The organism is Hydrogenophaga sedimenti, from assembly GCF_051857515.1.
Lineage (GTDB): Bacteria > Pseudomonadota > Gammaproteobacteria > Burkholderiales > Burkholderiaceae_C > Hydrogenophaga.
The window spans coordinates 397,205-417,140 of sequence record NZ_JBPZHA010000003.1; the positions used below are offsets into that span (position 1 = coordinate 397,205).

General features: G+C 67.8%; 18 protein-coding genes. 5 read left to right on the forward strand and 13 right to left on the reverse strand.

Translation table 11 applies throughout. From position 1 onward, the window contains the following. Positions 1-123 precede the first annotated feature (123 nt). The 7 genes from ACS5NL_RS06990 to ACS5NL_RS07020 form a co-directional block, all read right to left on the reverse strand. Positions 124-1,710 (reverse strand): glycerol-3-phosphate dehydrogenase/oxidase, encoded by a 1,587-nt coding sequence (locus ACS5NL_RS06990; protein WP_439352908.1) that lies wholly within the window; start codon positions 1,708-1,710, stop codon positions 124-126. 72 nt (positions 1,711-1,782) lie between these two features. Next, the gene (locus ACS5NL_RS06995; protein ID WP_439352909.1) at positions 1,783-3,516 is read right to left on the reverse strand and encodes an ABC transporter substrate-binding protein; all 1,734 of its coding nucleotides are present in this window, start codon (positions 3,514-3,516) and stop codon (positions 1,783-1,785) included. 100 nt (positions 3,517-3,616) lie between these two features. After that, complete coding sequence (locus tag ACS5NL_RS07000; protein ID WP_439352910.1) at positions 3,617-3,925, reverse strand: DUF2160 domain-containing protein; 309 nt, start codon at positions 3,923-3,925, stop codon at positions 3,617-3,619. Beyond that, on the reverse strand, positions 3,925-4,737 hold the full coding sequence (locus tag ACS5NL_RS07005; RefSeq protein WP_439352911.1) for a carbohydrate ABC transporter permease: 813 nt from the start codon (positions 4,735-4,737) through the stop codon (positions 3,925-3,927). The genes ACS5NL_RS07000 and ACS5NL_RS07005 overlap by 1 nt, the downstream gene beginning before the upstream one ends. After that, positions 4,734-5,624, reverse strand: a complete 891-nt coding sequence (locus tag ACS5NL_RS07010; RefSeq protein WP_439352912.1) for a carbohydrate ABC transporter permease — start codon at positions 5,622-5,624, stop codon at positions 4,734-4,736. Before ACS5NL_RS07010 ends, ACS5NL_RS07005 begins: the two co-directional genes overlap by 4 nt. Beyond that, a complete protein-coding gene (locus ACS5NL_RS07015; protein WP_439352913.1) occupies positions 5,621-6,691 on the reverse strand; it encodes an ABC transporter ATP-binding protein in 1,071 nt (356 codons plus the stop codon). Before ACS5NL_RS07015 ends, ACS5NL_RS07010 begins: the two co-directional genes overlap by 4 nt. After that, positions 6,688-7,770 carry an ABC transporter ATP-binding protein gene (locus ACS5NL_RS07020; RefSeq protein ID WP_439352914.1) on the reverse strand — a complete coding sequence of 361 codons (1,083 nt, stop codon included), beginning with the start codon at positions 7,768-7,770 and terminating at the stop codon, positions 6,688-6,690. Before ACS5NL_RS07020 ends, ACS5NL_RS07015 begins: the two co-directional genes overlap by 4 nt. A gap of 158 nt (positions 7,771-7,928) precedes the next feature. Here ACS5NL_RS07020 and ACS5NL_RS07025 point away from each other — a divergent pair, with 158 nt between their 5' ends. Genes ACS5NL_RS07025 through proC form a run of 3 tightly spaced genes read left to right on the forward strand, consistent with a single transcriptional unit; the run spans position 7,929 to position 11,088 of the window. Then, on the forward strand, positions 7,929-8,705 hold the full coding sequence (locus ACS5NL_RS07025; RefSeq protein ID WP_439352915.1) for a DeoR/GlpR family DNA-binding transcription regulator: 777 nt from the start codon (positions 7,929-7,931) through the stop codon (positions 8,703-8,705). A gap of 32 nt (positions 8,706-8,737) precedes the next feature. After that, the gene (gene glpK / locus ACS5NL_RS07030) at positions 8,738-10,231 is read left to right on the forward strand and encodes a glycerol kinase GlpK (RefSeq protein ID WP_439352916.1); all 1,494 of its coding nucleotides are present in this window, start codon (positions 8,738-8,740) and stop codon (positions 10,229-10,231) included. A 29-nt stretch (positions 10,232-10,260) separates the two neighbouring features. After that, positions 10,261-11,088 carry a pyrroline-5-carboxylate reductase gene (proC, locus tag ACS5NL_RS07035; protein ID WP_439352917.1) on the forward strand — a complete coding sequence of 276 codons (828 nt, stop codon included), beginning with the start codon at positions 10,261-10,263 and terminating at the stop codon, positions 11,086-11,088. Positions 11,089-11,091: 3 nt separating this feature from the next. On the opposite strand, the gene ubiA is transcribed toward proC, so the two are convergent. From ubiA to recG, 3 genes are all read right to left on the reverse strand, one after another. After that, positions 11,092-11,976, reverse strand: a complete 885-nt coding sequence (gene ubiA, locus ACS5NL_RS07040; protein ID WP_439352918.1) for a 4-hydroxybenzoate octaprenyltransferase — start codon at positions 11,974-11,976, stop codon at positions 11,092-11,094. Beyond that, entirely contained in the window at positions 11,973-12,932 is a 960-nt protein-coding gene (locus ACS5NL_RS07045) for a hydrogen peroxide-inducible genes activator (protein ID WP_439352919.1), read from the reverse strand. The genes ubiA and ACS5NL_RS07045 overlap by 4 nt, the downstream gene beginning before the upstream one ends. A gap of 205 nt (positions 12,933-13,137) precedes the next feature. Further along, complete coding sequence (gene recG / locus ACS5NL_RS07050; protein WP_439352920.1) at positions 13,138-15,369, reverse strand: ATP-dependent DNA helicase RecG; 2,232 nt, start codon at positions 15,367-15,369, stop codon at positions 13,138-13,140. A gap of 69 nt (positions 15,370-15,438) precedes the next feature. On the opposite strand from recG, the gene queA reads away from it, so the two are divergent. Further along, positions 15,439-16,563, forward strand: a complete 1,125-nt coding sequence (queA, locus tag ACS5NL_RS07055) for a tRNA preQ1(34) S-adenosylmethionine ribosyltransferase-isomerase QueA (protein ID WP_439352921.1) — start codon at positions 15,439-15,441, stop codon at positions 16,561-16,563. Positions 16,564-16,619: 56 nt separating this feature from the next. On the opposite strand, the gene ACS5NL_RS07060 is transcribed toward queA, so the two are convergent. The 3 genes from ACS5NL_RS07060 to ACS5NL_RS07070 all read right to left on the reverse strand — a co-directional run bounded on the left by ACS5NL_RS07060 (position 16,620) and on the right by ACS5NL_RS07070 (position 18,858). After that, complete coding sequence (locus ACS5NL_RS07060; protein WP_439352922.1) at positions 16,620-16,931, reverse strand: non-heme iron oxygenase ferredoxin subunit; 312 nt, start codon at positions 16,929-16,931, stop codon at positions 16,620-16,622. 134 nt (positions 16,932-17,065) lie between these two features. After that, positions 17,066-17,557 (reverse strand): aromatic-ring-hydroxylating dioxygenase subunit beta, encoded by a 492-nt coding sequence (locus tag ACS5NL_RS07065; protein WP_439352923.1) that lies wholly within the window; start codon positions 17,555-17,557, stop codon positions 17,066-17,068. Continuing rightward, positions 17,554-18,858: an aromatic ring-hydroxylating dioxygenase subunit alpha gene (locus ACS5NL_RS07070; RefSeq protein ID WP_439352924.1), complete on the reverse strand. Its 1,305-nt coding sequence runs from the start codon at positions 18,856-18,858 to the stop codon at positions 17,554-17,556. The genes ACS5NL_RS07065 and ACS5NL_RS07070 overlap by 4 nt, the downstream gene beginning before the upstream one ends. Before the next feature lie 104 nt (positions 18,859-18,962). Between ACS5NL_RS07070 and ACS5NL_RS07075 the strand changes: the two genes are divergently transcribed. Continuing rightward, positions 18,963-19,871, forward strand: a complete 909-nt coding sequence (locus tag ACS5NL_RS07075; protein WP_439352925.1) for a LysR family transcriptional regulator — start codon at positions 18,963-18,965, stop codon at positions 19,869-19,871. Positions 19,872-19,936 lie beyond the last annotated feature (65 nt).

Here is a 19,936-nt window from a genome sequence, read left to right on the forward strand (position 1 = left end):
CCCGTCGGAGCCAGCCACCTCCCTCAGGAGACAGCCCGCATCGGTGGGCAGATAGCTTCGCCTTTTACAGCGAAGCCGCAGATTATTGCACTGTGCAAGCGGCGTGTCAACAGCTTCCTGCGATCAAATCGCGGACCGGGCCGGCAAATAGTGGCGGCAAAGCTGCAGAAAGTGGTCCAGCGCCGGCTCGGCAACGCCTTCATCGCCCAGGATCGCCGCCACCGCGGGCGCCATGGCGGCCGCGGTTTTTGCATCCAGAAACAGGGCACGCCAGCGCCGAGCCAGCACATCCTCGACAGTGTGCGCATGCTCACTTCTCACCGCATGGCGCACCATGGCCTCGGTCAGGCCCAGCCCGAGCTGGCGATCGGCACCGGGACATTGCGCCACCTGCGGCGCTTCTGTTCCATAGATGTGGATGCCCGGCGCCTGGTGCAGCGGCACCGCGCCATCCGCGGTCCCGGGCGCACCGACCAGCCGGTGGCCCTCGCTCAGCCCACCTTCGCGCCGGGGCAGCAGGCCGCTGGAGAAGCAGCGGTCCAGCACATCCTCTGCCATGGCGCGGTAGGTGGTCCACTTGCCGCCGGTGACCGTGACCAGCCCGTTGCCATCCACCACGATGGTGTGTTCGCGCGAGAGCACTTTGGTGCCGCCCTCCGCGGTCGACGGCGGCGCCACCAGCGGACGCAGGCCGACCCAGATGCTGCGGATGTCTTCGGTGCGCACCGGGCGGCTCAGCACGCGGCCGGCCTCGCCGAGGATGAATTCCAGCTCTTCGGCAAAGGCCTGCGGCTCGCGCGGCAGGTCCTGGCGCGGGGTATCCGTGGTGCCCAGGATGAGCTTGCCCAGCCAAGGCACAGCGAACAGCACCCGGCCGTCGCGCGTCTTGGGCACCAGCAGGGCGTGGTCGCCCGGCATGAATTCGCGGTCCACAACGACGTGCACGCCCTGGCTCGGACTGACCATGCGCTCGGGCGCCGGGTCCTGCCCCTCACGGCGTGCCCGGGCGCGCAGGTCATCGACCCAGACGCCGGTGGCGTTGACGACGCAGCGCGCCTGCACACGGTGCGCCGCCCCATTCAGGTTGTCGCGCAGATCCAGTTCGGTCAGTGCGCCGGGCGTGTCGGACAGGCGGCGGATGCCGGTGACCTGCAGGTAATTGAGCACGCGTGCGCCGGCAGCCTCCGCGCTGCGGGCCAGGGCCAGCGCCAGGCGGGCGTCGTCGAACTGCCCGTCCCAATAGCGCACGCCGCCGTGCAGCCCTTCGGGATTGGCACCCGGCAGCGCGGCCAGGGTTTCGGCTTTGGACAGAAAGGCCGTGCGTCCGAGGCCGGCACGCCCCGCCATCAGGTCGTACAGCTTGAGACCCACGCCGTAGAACGGCGTCTGCCACCAGCCGTAGGACGGCATCACGAAGGGCAGCGGCTGGGCCAGGTGGGGGGCGATGCGCAGCACGGTGGCGCGCTCGGCCAGTGCCTCGCGCACCAGGGCCACGTTGCCCTGCGCCAGATAGCGCACGCCGCCATGCAGCAGCTTGGTGGAGCGGGAAGAGGTGCCGCCGGCGAAGTCCTGGGACTCCAGCAGGGCGACCGAAAAGCCGCGCAGCGCTGCGTCAAGGGCCACGCCCAGCCCGGTGGCGCCGCCGCCGACCACCACCAGGTCGTAGACGGGTTGCCGGACGAGCGATTGGAGCAGTTCTGCGCGTGTCATGAATGGGGGGGTGACCGCATGCGCCAGGGGGCGCATGCGGTGGGTTCAACAACTCAGCTCAACAGGAGCGCGTCAGCGCGCCTTGCCAGCCTTCCAGGCGTCCAGCAGGGTCTGGTAGGCGATGGTCTCGCCCTTGGGCTTCTCGTTGGCCAACTTGGCCCATGGAGCCTGCTTGTCCGACAGCCACTTCTTGGGGTCTTCCTTCTTGTTGAGCTTGGGCGCGCACTTGGCCATGCCCGCACGTTCCAGGCGACCCATCACGTCGTCCATCTCCTTGGCCAGGTTGTCCATGGCGCCCTGCGGGGTCTTCTCACCCGTGACGGCCTGGGCCACGTTCTTCCACCACAGCTGCGCCAGCTTCGGGTAGTCGGGCACGTTGGTGCCGGTGGGCGACCAGGCCACGCGGGCCGGGCTGCGGTAGAACTCCACCAGGCCACCGAGCTTGGGCGCCAGGTCGGTCATGGTCTTGCTCTGGATGTCGGACTCGCGGATCGGGGTCAGACCGACCGTGGTCTTCTTCAGCGAGGTGGTCTTGGCGGTCACGAACTGGGCGTAGAGCCAGGCGGCGGCAGTCTTGTTGGCGTCGTGGTCCTTGAAGAAGGTCCAGCTGCCCACGTCCTGGTAGCCGTTCTGCATGCCTTGCTTCCAGTACGGGCCGTTGGGGCCGGGGGCCATGCGCCACTTCGGCGTGCCGTCGGCGTTCACGACCGGCAGGCCCTTCTTGGTCATGTCGGCGGTGAAGGCCGTGTACCAGAAGATCTGCTGGGCGATCTGGCCTTGCGCAGGCACCGGGCCGGCTTCGCCGAAGGTCATGCCGGTGGCTTCCTTGGGCGCGTACTTCTTCATCCAGTCGACGTACTTGGTCAGCGCGTAGACGGCGGCCGGCGAATTGGTGGCACCGCCACGTTCGACCGAAGCCCCCACCGGCGTGCACTTGTCGTCGGCCACGCGGATGCCCCACTCGTCGATCGGCAGACCGTTCGGTGCGCCGATGTCGGCGGTGCCGGCCATCGACAGCCAGGCGTCGGTGAAGCGCCAGCCCAGCGACGGGTCCTTCTTGCCGTAGTCCATGTGACCATAGATCGCCTTGCCGTCGATGGTCTTCACGTCGTTGGTGAAGAACTCGGCGATGTCTTCATAGGCCGACCAGTTCAGCGGCACGCCCAGGTCGTAGCCGTACTTGGCCTTGAACTTGTCCTTGATGTCCTTGCGGTCGAACAGGTCGGCGCGGAACCAGTAGAGGTTGGCGAACTGCTGGTCGGGCAGCTGGTAGAGCTTGCCGTCGGGCGCGGTCGTGAACTTGGTGCCGATGTAGTCCTTGATGTCGATGCCGGGGTTGGTGAATTCCTTGCCCGCGCCGCTCATGTAGTCGGTCAGGTTCAGGATCTTGCCGTAGCGGTAGTGGGTGCCGATCAGGTCGGAGTCGCTGATCCAGCCGTCGTAGATCGACTTGCCCGACTGCATCGAGGTCTGCAGCTTCTCGACCACGTCGCCTTCCTGGATCAGGTCGTGCTTGACGGTGATGCCGGTGATTTCGCTGAAGGCCTTGGCCAGCGTCTTGGATTCGTATTCGTGGGTGGTGATGGTTTCGGAGACCACCGAGATTTCCTTCACGCCCTTGGCCTTGAGCTTGGCGGCGGCATCGATGAACCACTTCAGTTCGGCGGCCTGCTGGTCCTTGCTCAGCGTCGAGGGCTGGAACTCGCTGTCGATCCACTTCTTCGCGGCGGCCTCATCGGCCCAGGCCGCGTGGGAACCCACGGCACAGGCGACAGCCAGCGCGAGGGTGGTGTAACGGAACTTCATGAATGTCTCCTCTTGGATGGTTGAACCAGGTGCTGCCCCTCATGGCGGTTGGGTGACCACGGCCCCGGGGCAGCGCCGGGCCGTATTCCCTCGAAAGCGTTCAGCCCTTGCGCATCACCAGCGCGAGAAAGCACATGGACAGGACGAAGCTGATCCAGATGCTGGGCTCGTTCTCCAGCGAGAACCACTCGGCGAAGTGGCCCGCCAGACCGACGAAGGCCAGGTTGATGTAGGCCGCACTGAGCAGGCCGATGAAGAGCCGGTCACCGCGCGTGGTGGCGATCGGCAGGAAGCCCTTGCGCAGGGTGGTGGGAGAACGGATCTCCCACACCGTCATGCCCGCCAGCATGAGCGCAATGCAGAGGAAGAAAACAGCGACCGGCGTGGTCCAGGCCATCCACTCGAACATCACACCCTCCCCATCGCAAAACCCTTGGCAATGTAGTGCCGCACAAACCAGATCACGATCGCGCCCGGCACGATGGTCAGCACACCAGCCGCCGCCAGCGTCGCCCAGTCCATGCCGCTGGCACTGACCGTGCGCGTCATGGTCGCCACGATCGGCTTGGCGTTCACGCTGGTCAGTGTGCGCGCCATCAGCAGCTCGACCCAGCTGAACATGAAGCAGAAGAACGCCGCCACGCCCACCCCGGCCTTGATCAGCGGCAGGAAGATGGTCAGGAAAAAGCGCGGGAAGCTGTAGCCGTCGATGTAGGCGGTCTCGTCGATCTCGCGCGGGATGCCCGACATGAAGCCTTCCAGGATCCACACCGCCAGCGGCACGTTGAACAGCAGGTGCGCCAGCGCCACCGCGATGTGCGTGTCCATCAGGCCCACCGTCGTGTAGAGCTGGAAGAACGGCAGCAGGAACACCGCCGGCGGCGTCATGCGGTTGGTCAGCAGCCAGAAGAACACGTGCTTGTCGCCGAGGAAGCTGTAGCGGCTGAATGCATAGGCCGCCGGCAGGGCGACGGTGATCGAGATCACCGTGTTGATGCCCACGTAGATCAGGCTGTTGATGTAGCCCGAGTACCAGCTCTCGTCGGTGAAGATGAGTTTGTAGTTGTCCCAGGTGAAGGCCTGCGGCCAGAGGCTGAAGCTGGAGACGATCTCTTCGTTGGTCTTGAAGCTCATGTTGACCATCCAGTAGATGGGCAGCAGGGCAAAGACCAGGTAGGCGATCAGGAACAGGGACCGCTTCTGGAAACGCTTGTCGTTCATGACTGCACCTCTTTTTCGGCTTCGCCCAGGCGCTGCATCCAGTTGTAGAGCACGAAGCAGAACAGCAGGATGATGAGGAAATAGATCAGCGAGAACGCGGCGGCCGGGCCGAGGTCGAACTGGCCCACGGCCTTCTGCGTCAGGTACTGGCTGAGGAAGGTGGTGGCGTTGCCCGGGCCGCCGCCGGTGAGCACGAAGGGCTCGGTGTAGATCATGAAAGAGTCCATGAAGCGCAGCAGCACCGCGATCATCAGCACGCCGCGCATCTTGGGCAGCTGGATGTAGCGGAACACCGCCAGCTTGCTGGCGCCGTCGATGCGCGCGGCCTGGTAGTAGGCGTCGGGAATGCTGCGCAGGCCGGCGTAGGCCAGCAACGCCACCAGCGGCGTCCAGTGCCAGACGTCCATCAGCAGCACCGTCAGCCAGGCGTGGGTGGCGTCGCCGGTGTAGCTGTATTCGATGCCCAGCTTCTGCAGCGTGGCGCCCATCAGGCCAATGTCGGCGCGGCCGAAAATCTGCCAGATGGTGCCCACCACGTTCCAGGGAATCAGCAGCGACAGCGCGACGATCACCAGCGTGGCCGAGGCCTTCCAGCCCTCGGCCGGCATGGCCAGCGCCAGCAGGATGCCCAGCGGCAGCTCGACCAGCAGGACAGCCAGCGAGAAGCGCATCTGGTTCCACAGCGCGGCGTGCAGGTCTTCGTCGCGCATCACAGCGGCGAACCATTCGGTGCCGACGAACACGCGCCGCTCGGGCGAGATGATGTCCTGCACGGAGTAGTTCACCACGGTCATCAACGGCAGGATGGCCGAGAAGGCCACGCAGATGAAGACGGGCAGGATCAGGAACCAGGCTTTCTGGTTCACCGGTTTTGTGGTCGCGCTCATGCCACCAGCTCCTCGTTCTTGTAGAAACAGGTGTGTTCACCGAGCACCTGCACGCCCACGGCGTCGCCGACGGCGGGCAGTGGGGCATCGGGCGCGAGGCGGGCCTTGAGGGCCTGCCCCGCCGCGTCCAGCGTGACGAGGAAGTAGGTACCGATGTCCTGCACCTTCAGCACCCTCGCCGGCAGCGTTGCGGCCGCTCCGTGCGGCGCCAGCGACAGGTATTCAGGGCGGATGCCCACCCGCAGCGCGCCGTCGGGCAGCGGTGTCTGCCCCGCCAGCGTCTGCCCCCCCACCTCCAGCTGTCCGCCACGGGCCTGCGCGTCGAGGAAGTTCATGCCGGGCGAACCGATGAAGTGGCCGACGAAGGTGTGGGCCGGACGCTCGAACAGCGCGTCGGGCGTGCCCAGCTGCACCACCTTGCCGCGCGTCATCACCACCACCTGGTCGGCGAAGGTCAGGGCCTCGACCTGGTCGTGGGTCACGTAGATCAGCGTGAGCTTGAGTTCGTGGTGGATCTGCTTGAGCTTGCGCCGCAGCTGCCACTTCAGGTGCGGATCGATCACCGTCAGCGGCTCGTCGAACAGCACGGCCGAGACGTCCGGCCGCACCAGGCCGCGGCCCAGCGAGATCTTCTGCTTCTGGTCGGCCGACAGCCCGGCCGCGCGCATGTCCAGCTGGTGGCTCATCTCCAGCATCTCGGCGATCTGGCCCACGCGGGCCTTGATCTGGTCCGCCGGCACCTTGCGGTTCTTCAGCGGGAAGGCCAGGTTCTCGGCCACGGTCATGGTGTCGTAGATGACCGGAAACTGGAACACCTGGGCGATGTTGCGCTGCTGCGGCGTGGCGCGCGTCATGTCCTGGCCGTCGAACTTCACCGAGCCATGCGAGGGCACCAGCAGGCCGGACATGATGTTCAGCATGGTGGTCTTGCCGCAGCCCGAGGGACCGAGCAGCGCGTAGGCGCCACCGTCCTCGAAGCTCATCTTCAAGGGCAGCAGCGCGTAGTCGCCGTCTTCCTTCGGGTTCGGCTTGTACGAGTGGGCGAGATCGAGATCGATGCGGCTCATGCAGTCACCTCACGGCGCTCGGGCGCGACCAGCAGGTCGCCGGACTGGTCGAAGGCGTAGACCTGCGCCGGGTTCAGGTGCAGCGTGATCGCGCTGCCCAGGGCGAAGTCGTGCACGCCGGTCAGCTGGGCGACGATTTCGCCGACCGCCGTGTGCACGTGCACGAAGGTGTCGGAGCCGGAGATTTCGGCCAGCTCCACGGTCCCCGGCAGGGCCACGTCACCCGGGCGGGCCACCACGCGCACGGCGCTGGCGCGCACGCCCAGCGTCAGCGCACGGGTCGCGTGCCGCGGCAGCTCGACCGCCAGCAGCGGCCCGCCGTTCAGCTGCGCGCCGCCGTCGGCCACCTCGGCCGCCAGCAGGTTCATCGGCGGGTCGCTGAAGGCGCGTGCCACGCGCAGCGACTTCGGGCGGTGGAACACCTCGGCCGTGGGGCCGTACTGCAGCAGTTCGCCCGCGTCCATCACCGCGGTGTGGCCGCCCAGCAGCAAGGCCTCGCCCGGCTCGGTGGTGGCGTAGATCACGGTGGAGTCGCCGGTCGCGAACAGCTGGGTCAGCTCTTCGCGCAGTTCTTCGCGCAGCTTGTAGTCCAGGTTCACCAGCGGCTCGTCCAGCAGCATCAGCGGCGCGTTCTTGGCCAGTGCGCGGGCCAGGGCCACGCGCTGCTGCTGGCCGCCCGAGAGCTCGGCCGGCAGGCGGTTCAGGAAGATGTCGATGTGCAGCTTCTCGGCCAGCTCACGCACGCGGCGGTCGATGTCGGCCTTGGACTGGCCGCTCAGCTTGAGCGGCGAGGCGATGTTGTCGAACACCGTCATCGACGGGTAGTTGATGAACTGCTGGTAGACCATGGCCACGTTGCGCTCGCGCACCGGCGTGCCGGTCACGTCGCGCCCGTCGACCCGCACGCGGCCGGTCGACGGCACATCCAGGCCGGCCATGATGCGCATCAGGCTGGTCTTGCCCGCCTGCGTCGCGCCCAGCAGCACCGTGACGGCTTGGGGTGCCGGAATCAGACTCATGGGGTAGAGGTGGACCGATGGCCCGACCGTCTTGCCCACCTGCTCCAGGGATAGCTGCATTCGATGTCCAGAAGATGGCCCAAAGGCCGTTGCTTTGTTTTCGTTTCGGCGATTTTATTGTTCGTTTTTGTTCTTCTTTATTCGGTATTTACCCTTAACGAACGAATTTCGTTTTCCGTTATGTTCGGGGCAACCCGTTTCCAGACCGTCCGCCGCCCATGAACCTGGCCCCCCGACACACCCACCTGCTGGACGTGGTGCGCGCCCACGGCCCGCAGACCATCGAAGCCCTGGCCGAACGCTTCGGCGTCACGCTGCAGACGGTGCGCCGCGACGTGCAGCGCCTGGCCGACGCCGGCCTGCTCTCGCGCTTTCACGGCGGCGTGCGGCTGCCGGGATCGACCACCGAGAACATCGCCTACCGCCAGCGCCAGGCCCTGGAGTCCGACGCCAAGACGCGCATCGCCCAGGCCATCGCGCGGCGCGTGCCCAACGGCTGCTCGCTGATCCTGAACATCGGCACCACCATCGAGGCCGTGGCCCGCGAACTGATGCAGCACCGCGGCCTGCGCGTGATCACCAACAACCTGCACGTGGCCGCGCTGCTGAGCACCAACCCGGACTGCGAGGTGATCGTGGCCGGCGGCCAGGTGCGCGGCGCCGACCAGGGCATCGTGGGCGAGGCCACGGTGGACTTCATGCGCCAGTTCAAGGTCGACATCGGCCTGATCGGCATCAGCGGCATCGAGTCCGACGGCACGCTGCGCGACTTCGACTACCGCGAAGTGAAGGTCGCGCGGACCATCATCGAGCAGTCGCGCGAGGTCTGGCTGGCGGCCGACCGCAGCAAGTTCAACCGCCCCGCCATGGTGGAACTGGCGCGGCTGGACGAGGTGGACGTGCTGTTCACCGACGAGCCGCCGCCGCCGCCCTTCGACACGCTGCTCACCCAGGGCGACGTGGAATGTGTGGTCGCCGGCCGCGAGATCGCCTGAACCTTTCGACAAAACAAGAGACGAGACATCCCATGAGTTACCTGCTGGCCCTGGACCAGGGCACCTCCAGTTCGCGCAGCATCGTGTTCGACCAGGCCGGCCGCGTGGTCGCGATGGCGCAGCGCGAGTTCCGCCAGATCTACCCGCAGCCCGGCTGGGTCGAACACGACCCGCGCGACCTCTGGAACACCCAGCTGGAGACGGCGCGCGAGGCGCTGGCCAAGGCGGGGCTGAAGGCGGCCGACATCCGCGCGGTGGGCATCACCAACCAGCGCGAGACCACCGTGGTGTGGAACCGCAAGACCGGCGAGCCGGTCTACAACGCCATCGTCTGGCAGGACCGGCGCGCCGAGAGCACCTGCGTGGCGCTGCGCGAACGTGGCCTCTCCGACACCGTGCTGCAGAAAACCGGCCTGCGCATCGACGCCTACTTCTCGGGCACCAAGCTGCAGTGGATCCTGGACCACGTGCCCGGCGCACGCGCCCAGGCCGAGGCCGGCGAGCTGGCCTTCGGCACGGTGGACAGCTGGCTGATCTGGCAGCTCACCGGCGGCGCGGCCCACGTGACCGACCACAGCAACGCCGCGCGCACCATGCTGTTCAACGTGCACACGCAGCGCTGGGACGAGGAGCTGCTGGCGGCCATGACCATCCCGGCGGCCATGATGCCGACCGCCCTGCCCTCCAGCGCCCACTTCGGCGAGGTGCGGCCCGAGTGGCTGGGCGGGCCGCTGGTGATCGGCGGCGTGGCCGGCGACCAGCAGAGCGCGCTGTTCGGCCAGGCCTGCTTCCAGGCCGGCATGGCCAAGAACACCTACGGCACCGGCTGCTTCATGCTGATGCACAACGGCGAGCGTTTCCAGACCAGCCAGAACGGCCTGATCACCACCGCCGCCGCGCAGCCGCCCGGCCAGCCGCAGTACGCGTTCGAGGGCAGCGTGTTCATCGGCGGCGCCGTGGTGCAGTGGCTGCGCGACGGCCTGCGCGCCATCCAGTCCAGCAGCGAGGTGCAGGCCCTGGCCGAAAGCGTGCCCGACGCGGGCGGCGTGGTGCTGGTCCCGGCCTTCACCGGCCTGGGCGCGCCCTACTGGCAGCCCGACAGCCGGGGCAGCATCACCGGCCTCACGCGCGGCAGCACCATCGCCCACATCGCGCGCGCCGCTCTGGAAAGCATCGCCTTCCAGAGCGCCGCCCTGCTCGACGCCATGAGCCGCGACGCGGTCGCCAGCGGCGGCGTGCCGGTCAACGAGCTGCGGGTGGATGGCGGCGCCTGCGTGAACGACCTGCTGATGCAGATCCAGGCCGACCTGCTGGGCATTCCGGTGGTGCGGCCCGCGGTCATCGAGACCACCGCGCTGGGCGCCGCCTACCTGGCCGGCCTGCACACCGGCGTGTACGCCGGGCTGGACGAGCTCTCGAAACAGTGGCGCGCCGAACGCACCTTTCACCCGACGCTGTCGCGCGAACGGGCGGCCGAAAAAATGGCCGAATGGGAGCACGCGGTCAGGCAGACCACCGCCCCCTGAGTGCTCCGCGCCTCGGGGACAATGGCGGCATGAACACGTCCTCCCACCCCCTCATCACCTTCATCGGCGGCGGCAACATGGCCAGCGCCATCATCGGCGGCCTGGTCCGCCAGGGTCACCCCGCCAGCGCCCTGCAGGTGGTCGAGCCCTGGGACGAGCAGCGCGCGAAGCTGGCGCAGCAGTTCCCCGGTATGACCGTGCTGGCCGCGGCCAGCGCCGATCTGCGGCCCTCCGATCTGGTCGTCTGGGCCGTCAAGCCGCAGACTTTCAAGGACGCCGCGGCCACCGCCCGCGCCCATGTGGGCGGCGCGCTGCACCTGAGCGTGGCCGCCGGCATCACCAGCGAGAGCATCGCCGCCTGGCTGGGCACGCAGCGCATCGTGCGCGCCATGCCCAACACCCCGGCCCTGGTCGGCTTGGGCATGACCGGCCTGATGGCGCGCGCCGCGGTGAGCGCCGACGACAAGGCGCTGGTCGAGCGCGTGGTGCGCACCACGGGCGAACTGGTCTGGGTGAACGTGGAAAGCGACCTCGACGCCGTGACCGCGCTCTCGGGCTCGGGCCCGGCCTACGTGTTCTTCTTCCTCGAAGCCATGCGCGACGCCGGCGCCCGCATGGGCCTGGCGCCCGAGGTGGCGCAGCAACTCGCCATCGGCACCTTCATCGGCGCCGCCACCCTGGCCCAGCGCTCCAGCGACCCGCTGCAAGTCCTGCGCGAACGCGTCACCTCCAAGGGCGGCACGACCTACGCAGCCATCACCTCGATGGAGGCGTCGGACATGAAGGCGCTGTTTGAAAAGGCGCTGATTGCTGCCCAGAACCGCGCCGCTGAACTCGGCGCTGAGTTCGGCAAATAAGGTTCAGCGCAAGGCGATGCCGATCACGGTGCCCACAAACACCGTGAACCCCAGCCAGTGGTTCAGGCGGAAGGCCTTGAAACAGCCGTCGCGGGTGCGGTCCTTGATCAGCCGCCAGTGCCAGGCCACCTGCGCCAGCGCCACCACCAGCATGGCGCCCCAGACCACCGGGTTCACCTGGCCCCAGAGCACGGCGGTCCAGAGGCCGAGGAACACCAGATAAAAGGCGGTGATGGCCGGCACGTCGGCGTCGCCCAGCGTGATGGCCGAAGTCTTCATGCCGATGCGCAGGTCGTCGTCGCGGTCGACCATGGCGTACTCGGTGTCGTAGGCCAGCACCCAGAACAGGTTGCCCGCCATCAGCGCCCAGGCCTGCCAAGGCGCGCTCTCGGTCACGGCGGCGAACGCCATCGGAATGCCGAAACTGAAGGCCACGCCCAGCACCGCCTGCGGCATGGAGACGTGGCGCTTGGCGTAGGGGTAGATCAGCGACAGCACCAGCCCGAGCACCGACCAGGCGATGGTCGCGGTGTTGGTGGTGAGCACCAGCAGGAAAGCCACGAAGGCCAGCACGGCGCCGACGACCAGCGCCTCTTTCACGCCCACGCGCCCGCTGGTCACCGGCCGCTGCGCCGTGCGCTTGACGTGTTTGTCGAACTCGCGGTCGGCCACGTCGTTGACACAGCAGCCGGCGCTGCGCATCAGGATGGTGCCGGCCACAAAGACCGCCAGCAGGTGCAGCCCCGGAAAACCGTGCGCGGCAATCCACAGCGCCGACAGCGAGGGCCAGAGCAGCAGCAGCCAGCCGGCAGGCCGGTTCCAGCGGATCAGGTCGAGGTAGAGCGCCAGCTTCGACGGGCGCGGTTCGGGCAAGGCAGCGGAATTCATGAAAGTCTCTTGACGCCCGGCAGTTCGCAGGCGTAGATGGAATTGCGCAGTTCGGCGATGGCTTCGTAGCGCGTAAAGCTGCGGCGCCAGGCCAGCACCACGCGCCGTGTCGGCGGATCGCCGTCGAACGGCAGGTAATGCACGAAGGCGGCGTCGCCCATGTCCTGCGAGTTGTCGGCCGAGCCATCGAGCGCCGAACGCGGCACCGACAGCCGCGGCACCAGGGTCACGCCCATGCCGGCGGCGACCATGTGCTTGATGGTCTCCAGCGACGATCCTTCGAAGCTCTTGCGGATGCCTTCGGTGTCGCTCGAATAACGCGCGAACTCGGGGCAGACCTCCAGCACGTGGTCGCGAAAACAATGCCCGTTGCCCAGCAGCAGCATGGTCTCGTTCTTGATCTCGTCGGTGGTGATGGTCTTGCGGCGCGCCAGCGGGTGGTTGGCCGGCACGGCGGCCATGAAAGGCTCGTCGTACAGCGGTGCGATCGCCAGATTGGTGTCGGGGAACGGTTCGGCCAGGATCGCGCAGTCGATCTCGCCCAGGCGCAGCTGCTCCAGCAGCTTGACGGTGAAGTTCTCCTGCAGCATCAGCGGCATCTGCGGCGTGCGCTCGATGACCTGGCGCACCAGCGACGGCAGGATGTAGGGACCGATGGTGTAGATCACGCCCAGCTTGAGCGGCCCGGCCAGCGGGTCCTTGCCGCGCTTGGCGATCTCGCGGATCGCGGCGGCCTGCTCCAGCACGGTCTGCGCCTGGCGCACGATCTGCTCGCCCAGCGGCGTCACGGCGATCTCGCTGGCGTTGCGCTCGAAGATCTTGAGCTCCAGCTCCTCTTCGAGCTTCTTGATCGCCACGGACAGCGTGGGCTGCGACACGAAGCAGGCTTCGGCGGCCTTGCCGAAGTGCTTCTCGCGCGCCACGGCCACGATGTATTTGAGTTCGGTCAGCGTCATGAGGATATTTTGCTCCCCCCGCGCCGCCTGCGGCGTCACCCCCCAGGGGGCGGCACTGGCGGCCCGGCGAAGCCGGTTCCGCGGTGCCCTGGAACCCACTCCCCCTCCGGCGAGAGGTGCCTGCATCAAGGATGCGGTGGAACCGGCTCCGCCGGGCCACACGCATCGCCCCCTGGGGGGTGACGCCGCAGGCGGCGCGGGGGGGTCAAGCCTTGAGGTACTCGGCCTTGGTCCCGAGCCAGCGACCGACATGCCGCTCGGCCGCCTCGGGGAAGCGGGTCAGCATCTCGGCCGCCGCGTCGCGGGCCCATTCCAGCAAATGGGTGTCGGTCGCGAGATCGGCAAAACGCAGCAGCGCGGCGCCGGACTGGCGGGCTCCGAGGAATTCGCCCGGACCGCGGATTTCCAGGTCGCGCCGTGCGATCTCGAAGCCGTCGTTGGTCTCGGCCATGGCCTTGAGACGTTCGCGCGCCGTCTCGCCCAGCCGTCCGCCTTCGTTGGGCGTGTACATCAGCACGCAGGCCGAAGCGGCGGCACCGCGCCCCACGCGCCCGCGCAACTGGTGCAGCTGGCTCAGGCCAAAGCGCTCGGCGTGTTCGATCACCATCAGCGAAGCGTTGGGCACGTCTACGCCCACCTCGATCACCGTGGTCGAGACCAGCACCCCCATCTGCCCGCCGCTGAACAGGCTCATCACCGCCTTCTTCTCGGCCACCGGCATGCGCGAGTGCAGCAGGCCGACCAGCACGCCGGGCAATATCTGCGAGAGCTCGGCGTGGGTTTCGGTGGCGTTCGACAGATCGATGGCTTCGCTCTCCTCGATCAGCGGACAGACCCAGTAGACCTGCCGGCCCTCGGTCACCTGGGCGTGGATGCGTTCGATCACCTCGTGGCGGCGGCTGTCGGACACCACCTTGGTGACGATGGGCGTGCGGCCCGGCGGCAGCTCGTCGATGGTGGACACGTCGAGGTCGGCGTAGTAGCTCATCGCCAGCGTGCGCGGGATCGGCGTTGCCGACATCATCAAAAGGTGTGGCTCGGCACCGATGTCGGTTTCGGAGCCGCGTGAATGCTCCATGTCAGAACGCCGCGGAACCGGCTCTGCCGGGCCGCCAGCGTTGCCCCTTGAGGGGCTGAGCGGCGACACGGAGTGCGCAAGCGATGGGGGTGGGTCCATCCTTCCCATCTTGGATCGAAGCGCCAGCCGCTGCGCCACACCAAACCGGTGTTGCTCATCGATGATGGCCAGGGCCAGGTTCTGGAACTGCACCTGGTCCTGGATCACGGCGTGCGTGCCCACCACCAGCGCGGCCTCGCCGCTGGCGATCAGGGCCAGCATCTCGCCGCGCTGTTTTTTCTTCTGGCTGCCGGTCAGCCAGGCCACGCGTTTGCCCAGGGGCGCGAGCAGCGGCTCCAGCCAGCCGATCAGCTTGGCGAAATGCTGCTCGGCCAGGATCTCGGTCGGCGCCATCAGCGCGCACTGCCAGCCACTGTCCATGGCGATGGCGGCAGCCAGCGCGGCCACCACCGTCTTGCCCGACCCCACATCGCCCTGCAGCAGCCGGTGCATGGGCACGGCGCGCGCCAGGTCGTGTGCGATCTCTTCGCCCACGCGGCGCTGGGCAGCCGTCAAAGCGAACGGCAGCGCGGCCAGCAGCAGCTCGTGCAGGCCACCGGCGGTGGTCCGCAGCTGGGGCGCGCGCAGCGCGTCGCGCTCGCGCTTGGCGGTCAGCTGCGAGAGCTGCTGCGCCAGCAGCTCTTCGGCCTTGAGGCGCTGCCAGGCCGGGTGGCTGCGGTCTTCGAGTGCGGCCAGAGAAACCTCGGGGCCCGGGTGGTGCAGGTATTCGAGCGCCTGGCGCAGCGACATGAGCGGCGCGCGCAGGCCACGCAGCGTGTCCTGCAGCGAGGTCAGCATGGGTTGCGGCAGGGTCTCGTCCAGCGGTGCGCGGCGCAGCCCACCGACCACCGCCTTGCGCAAATAGGCCTGCGGCAGCTGGGCGCTGGTCGGGTAGACCGGGGTCAGCGCCTCGGGCAGTTCTCCGCCAGCCGCATGAAACGACGGATGCATCATGGTCTTGCCCATGAAGCCGCCGCGCACCTCGCCCCGCACCCGCACCCGCGCGCCGACCGCCAGGGTCTTCTGGTGCGCCGGGTAGAAGCTGAAAAAACGCAGCGTGCAGGTGTCGGTGCCATCGTCCAGCGTCACCAGCAGCTGGCGCCGCGGGCGGTGGCTGATCTCCTGCTGCGTCACCGTGCCTTCGACCTGCACCACCTGACCATCGCGCGCTTCGCGCAGGGTGACGATGCGGGTCTCGTCCTCGTAGCGCAGCGGCAGGTGCAGCGCCAGGTCGATGTCGCGCACCAGGCCGAGCTTGTGCATCGCCTTCTGCGGGGCAGAGAGTTCCTTGCGGGGGGCTGCGGGCGCGGCGTCGGACATGGGACAATTCTGCCTGTATTTCCATCCATATCTTCACTTGGAACGGGCCTTGTCCGGCCCTCAAGCAGCATGACCTCTTCCTCCTCTTCGTCGGCCCGCGCCTTCACCGTCGCCGACTTCGATTTCACCCTCCCCGACGCCCTGATCGCGCAGCACCCCGCCGCCGAACGCAGCGCCTCGCGCCTGCTCGACGGCACCGGGCCGGCGCCGGTGGACCGCATCTTCCGCGAGTTGCCCGGCCTGCTGCGCAGCGGTGACCTGCTGGTGTTCAACGACACGCAGGTGGTGAAGGCCCGCCTCTTTGGCGAGAAGGCCAGCGGCGGCAAGCTGGAACTGCTGATCGAGCGCGTGCTGCTGCCGCACGAGGCACAGGACGGCTCGGGGCAGGAGGTGGTGGCCCACATCCGCGTGAGCAAGAAGCCGCAGCCGGGCGGCCTGCTGCACCTGGCCGGGGGCCTGAAGGGCGGGGGCTTTGACGCCGTCTTTCTCGGCCGCTGGCCCGACGAGCAGGGCCAGCTGTTCCGCCTGCGCCTGCAAGGCCCGGCGGGCGAGACGCCCTACGAACTGATGGCGCGCCACGGCCACGTGCCGCTGCCGCCCTACATCACCCACGGCGACGACGCCGACGACGAGCGCCGCTACCAGACCGTGTTCGCGCGCGTGCCCGGCGCCGTGGCCGCGCCGACCGCCGCGCTGCATTTCGACGAAGGCGTGCTGTCCGCGCTGGAAGCGCGTGGGGTGCACCGGGCGAACGTCACGCTGCACGTGGGCGCCGGCACCTTCGCGCCCATGAAGACCGAGCGCATCGAAGAACACGTGATGCACCACGAGCGCTACGCGATCCCGCCCGAAACCATTCAGGCCATCGCAGACTGCCGCGCGCGCGGCGGCCGCGTGGTGGCGGTGGGCACGACCACGGTGCGCACGCTGGAGAGCTGGGCGCGCAGTGGCGAGGTGCAGGGCGACACCAACATCTTCATCACCCCGGGCTTCCAGTTCCAGGTGGTGGACGTGCTGGTCACCAACTTCCACCTGCCCAAGAGCACGCTGATGATGCTGGTCAGCGCCTTCGCGGGTTACGAGCCCGTGATGGCGCTGTACCGCCATGCCGTGGCGCAGGGCTACCGCTTCTTCAGTTACGGCGACGCGATGCTGCTGGAGCGGTCAACGGCCGCAGCGACGGGCCGCCCCTAGCAAGGCCAGCCTCCTTGGGGGGCAGCGACCCGTGCAACGGCGGAGCGTGGGGGCACTCAACCCAGGTTCAAAAAGACCCGCCCGCCCTCGACCTTCGCCGGCCAGACCTTGATCGGCTGGGTGCAGGGCGGGAGCGTGGCGTCGCCGGTGCGCAGGTCGAAGCGGCCCTGGTGGAACGGGCACTCGATCTCGTGGCCTTCCACGAAACCGTCGCACAACTTCGCGTTGCCGTGGGTACAGAGGTTGTCGGTCGCAAACACCTCGCCGTCCACCGAGAACAACGCGATGTCGCGCCCACCCGGCGCCACCGGGATGCCAGCGCCTTCAAACAGATCGGCCTCGGCGGCCACGTCGGTCCAGTTGCTCATGAAAGTGCTCCAGCTTTGTCAAAGTCATGTCCGGCGCGAAATGCCTGTTTCGGGGATGCGGTGGAACCGGCTCTGCCGGGCCACTCGCATCGCCCCCTTGAGGGGGTGACGCCGCAGGCGGCGCAGGGGTGTGCCTATATCGGATAGATGATCGAGTTGGGGATCATCTCGCTGTCGTAGACGCAGTGACGTTGCGCGAACCTGAACCCGTCGGGGGTGTTCACCACGATGTCCAGGTAACGCCCGACGTTGAACACGCTGCTGGCGCCGTCGAGCTTGGTGCGGAACACCGCGTAGTTGGCCTCGCAGTGCCAACGTCCCTGTTCGTCGATCTGCCGCACCACCGGCGCGCCGACCACGTGCCGCTGGTAGTAGGGGTCGTGGAACAGCGTCTCCTGGATACCGTAGACGCGGTCGCGCAGCATGGCCTGGCTGTCGAACGCGAGGGTCGAGAGCGGGAATCCGCGCTCGTGGTTCTCGCGCGGCTGCAGCTTGTAGACACCGTCGGTGGTGAAGAACTCGGGCCACAGCGCCCACTGCCCGCTGTCCACGGCCGAGGCGTAGTCGCTGTAGAGCTGCTGCAGCGCCTGCCAGGTGTCGAAGTCGACTTTGACCAAAGCACTCATGGCCGCACCTCCGCAGCTTTCTCCGGTGCTTCCATCACCTTGCGCCAGTATTCGTACATGCCGCGGATCAGCGTCTCGGTGACCATGTGATCGGTCTCGCCGACCTCGCGACCGCCCAGCTCGGCCAGCGCGCGGTGCTGCGGCTTGCTGTCAAAGGCCTGTTGCGAGAACTCGATCACCTCGCCGTCGTCGGCGCTCACGAAACCGGCCGGGCCGAACAGGTTGGCCTGGCGCAGGCGGCGCTGGGTCATCTCTTCGCTGTCGTCCTCGAAGCCGAAGTGCGTCCACACGAAGTCGAAGGCGCCATGCCCGTCGGGCTGGATGTGGCGGGTACTCACGCTGTTGACCTGCTGCTGGAAGATCACGCTCGGAAACAGCGTGGTCATGACAGCGGTTGGCATCTTCTCGCCCAGTTGCCACCAGGGCTCGGGCACGATGTCCAGGAAGCGCTTGTCCTCCAGCTCCATCGCGGCCTTGAAGCTCGACACCTGCGTCACCTGCGCGGCCTGACCGGTCGCCTGGCCCATGCTGCCGCGCGTGGAGACCATGGCCGCGTGGCGGTGGTGGGCGTCCATGCGCAGCTCGCTCTTGTTGTCGGCACGCCAGAGCCCGAAGGTCACGAACCAGGTGTGCAGCAGGCCCGGGTGGTAGGGGTCCTTGATGTTCTCCTGCATCAGCTTCCAGTTGCCGGGAATGCGCTGGCGGTTGTAGCCCAGGATGGTCAGCTTTCGGCCGTTGAACAGGCGGTCGAAGTACTGGAGGATGGTCGGCCCCATGTAGTCTTCGAGCGACTCCACGTCGTGGTCGAAGGACGCAAACACCACGCCGCCGCGCACGGCGACTTTCAGTGTCGTCAGCGCATGGTCCTTGGTGTTGAAGTCGGCCGGCATGCCGCCGTTGACCTTGCCGTCCTGCCGCACACCGCGGCGGAACGGCACGCCCTGCAGGTCGCCGTTGGGCGCGTAGCTCCACTGGTGGTAGGGACAGACGAACTCCGTCTGGTTGCCGTGCCGCTTGCGGCAGAAGCGCATGCCGCGGTGGGCGCAGACGTTCTCCACCACATGGATCTGCCCGTCGGCGGCGCGGGTCATGATGACCGAGCGCTCGCCGACCACGGTGCGCTTGAAGTCGCCGGCGTTGGGGATCTCGGCTTCCAGGCCCACGTAGCACCAGTGACCCCGGTAGAAGAAGCGGTCGAGCTCGCGCCGGTGGCGCTGTTCGTCGGTGTAGACGGCGAAGGGAATGCGGCTGGTGCCGCCGCCTTCCCACGGCAGGGTGTCGGGCCCAGTGGTTGGGTTCATGCGTTGTCTCCTGTTCTTGTGAACCCGGATCATGGGGAGCGACACTCCATCCGGCAAGGGAATCTGCGTGATAGGCTGTATTCACACGCTGAATACACCAACCCATGAATCTCACCGACCTCGACCTCAACCTGCTGCTGGTGTTCGACCGCCTCGTGAAGGACGGCCGCGTCTCGCGCGTGGCCGAATCGCTGGGACTGAGCCAGCCGGCGGTGAGCAATGCACTGCGGCGCCTGCGCGACGCGCTGGGCGACGAACTGTTCGTGCGCAGCCCCACCGGGATGGCGCCCACGCCCTATGCGCAGCAGCTGGCCGGACCGGTCGCGCAGGCCCTGCAGACCCTGCAGGGCGCGCTGAACGTGCGCGCCGCGTTCGATCCCGCCCGCAGCGAGCGCTGTTTCACGCTGGCCATGACCGACGTCGGCGAGATCTACTTCCTGCCGGTGCTGATGGACGCGCTGGCCCGCCAGGCACCAGGCGTGACGCTGCAGGCGGTCACCGTGGCCGACGCGGCCCTGGGCGAGGACATGGCCGCCGGCCGGGTGGACATCGCCCTCGGCTCGCTGCCGAAGCTGCAGGCGGGTTTCTTCCAGCAGGCGCTGTTCCGCCAGCACTACGTGGCCCTGATGCGCGCCGGCCACCCGCTCGCCGCGCGCACGCAGATCACGGCCGCACAGTACCGGCAGGCGGCCCATGTGCGCGTGGTCTCGGCCGGCACGGCGCACGGCCAGGTCGACGAGGCGCTGCACAAGCTGGGCATGGTGCGCACGGTGCAGCTGACGGTGCCGCACTACGTCGCGCTGGGCCATGTGCTGGGCAGCGCCGACCTGGTGGCGACCGTGCCGCAGCGGCTGGCCGAGCGGCTGGTCGACCCGCACCATCTGGTCGCGCGCCCGCTGTCGCTGCGCCTGCCCACCAGCACCATCGCCCAGCTCTGGCACGCCCACCTGCACCGCGACCCCGGACACCAGTGGTTGCGGGGGCTGATCGCACAGTGTTTCGGCGCTCCGTAGCGTTCGTGCAACTGTCAGCACCGGCAACAGTCGCTTCATCGCGTGTTTGTTTTGGCACTAAAGCG

What these genes read in the sequence shown, in the direction of transcription:
- proC (WP_439352917.1), top strand. Translation starts at nt 10,261, where the DNA reads ATGAACACGTCCTCCCACCCCCTCATCACCTTCATCGGCGGCGGCAAC.
- ACS5NL_RS07065 (WP_439352923.1), bottom strand. Translation starts at nt 17,557, where the DNA reads ATGAGTGCTTTGGTCAAAGTCGACTTCGACACCTGGCAGGCGCTGCAG.
- recG (WP_439352920.1), bottom strand. Translation starts at nt 15,369, where the DNA reads ATGTCCGACGCCGCGCCCGCAGCCCCCCGCAAGGAACTCTCTGCCCCG.
- ACS5NL_RS07005 (WP_439352911.1), bottom strand. Translation starts at nt 4,737, where the DNA reads ATGAACGACAAGCGTTTCCAGAAGCGGTCCCTGTTCCTGATCGCCTAC.
- ACS5NL_RS07060 (WP_439352922.1), bottom strand. Translation starts at nt 16,931, where the DNA reads ATGAGCAACTGGACCGACGTGGCCGCCGAGGCCGATCTGTTTGAAGGC.
- ACS5NL_RS06995 (WP_439352909.1), bottom strand. Translation starts at nt 3,516, where the DNA reads ATGAAGTTCCGTTACACCACCCTCGCGCTGGCTGTCGCCTGTGCCGTG.
- ACS5NL_RS06990 (WP_439352908.1), bottom strand. Translation starts at nt 1,710, where the DNA reads ATGACACGCGCAGAACTGCTCCAATCGCTCGTCCGGCAACCCGTCTAC.
- ACS5NL_RS07020 (WP_439352914.1), bottom strand. Translation starts at nt 7,770, where the DNA reads ATGCAGCTATCCCTGGAGCAGGTGGGCAAGACGGTCGGGCCATCGGTC.
- ACS5NL_RS07075 (WP_439352925.1), top strand. Translation starts at nt 18,963, where the DNA reads ATGAATCTCACCGACCTCGACCTCAACCTGCTGCTGGTGTTCGACCGC.
- glpK (WP_439352916.1), top strand. Translation starts at nt 8,738, where the DNA reads ATGAGTTACCTGCTGGCCCTGGACCAGGGCACCTCCAGTTCGCGCAGC.
- ACS5NL_RS07010 (WP_439352912.1), bottom strand. Translation starts at nt 5,624, where the DNA reads ATGAGCGCGACCACAAAACCGGTGAACCAGAAAGCCTGGTTCCTGATC.
- ubiA (WP_439352918.1), bottom strand. Translation starts at nt 11,976, where the DNA reads ATGAATTCCGCTGCCTTGCCCGAACCGCGCCCGTCGAAGCTGGCGCTC.
- ACS5NL_RS07000 (WP_439352910.1), bottom strand. Translation starts at nt 3,925, where the DNA reads ATGTTCGAGTGGATGGCCTGGACCACGCCGGTCGCTGTTTTCTTCCTC.
- ACS5NL_RS07045 (WP_439352919.1), bottom strand. Translation starts at nt 12,932, where the DNA reads ATGACGCTGACCGAACTCAAATACATCGTGGCCGTGGCGCGCGAGAAG.
- ACS5NL_RS07015 (WP_439352913.1), bottom strand. Translation starts at nt 6,691, where the DNA reads ATGAGCCGCATCGATCTCGATCTCGCCCACTCGTACAAGCCGAACCCG.
- queA (WP_439352921.1), top strand. Translation starts at nt 15,439, where the DNA reads ATGACCTCTTCCTCCTCTTCGTCGGCCCGCGCCTTCACCGTCGCCGAC.
- ACS5NL_RS07070 (WP_439352924.1), bottom strand. Translation starts at nt 18,858, where the DNA reads ATGAACCCAACCACTGGGCCCGACACCCTGCCGTGGGAAGGCGGCGGC.
- ACS5NL_RS07025 (WP_439352915.1), top strand. Translation starts at nt 7,929, where the DNA reads ATGAACCTGGCCCCCCGACACACCCACCTGCTGGACGTGGTGCGCGCC.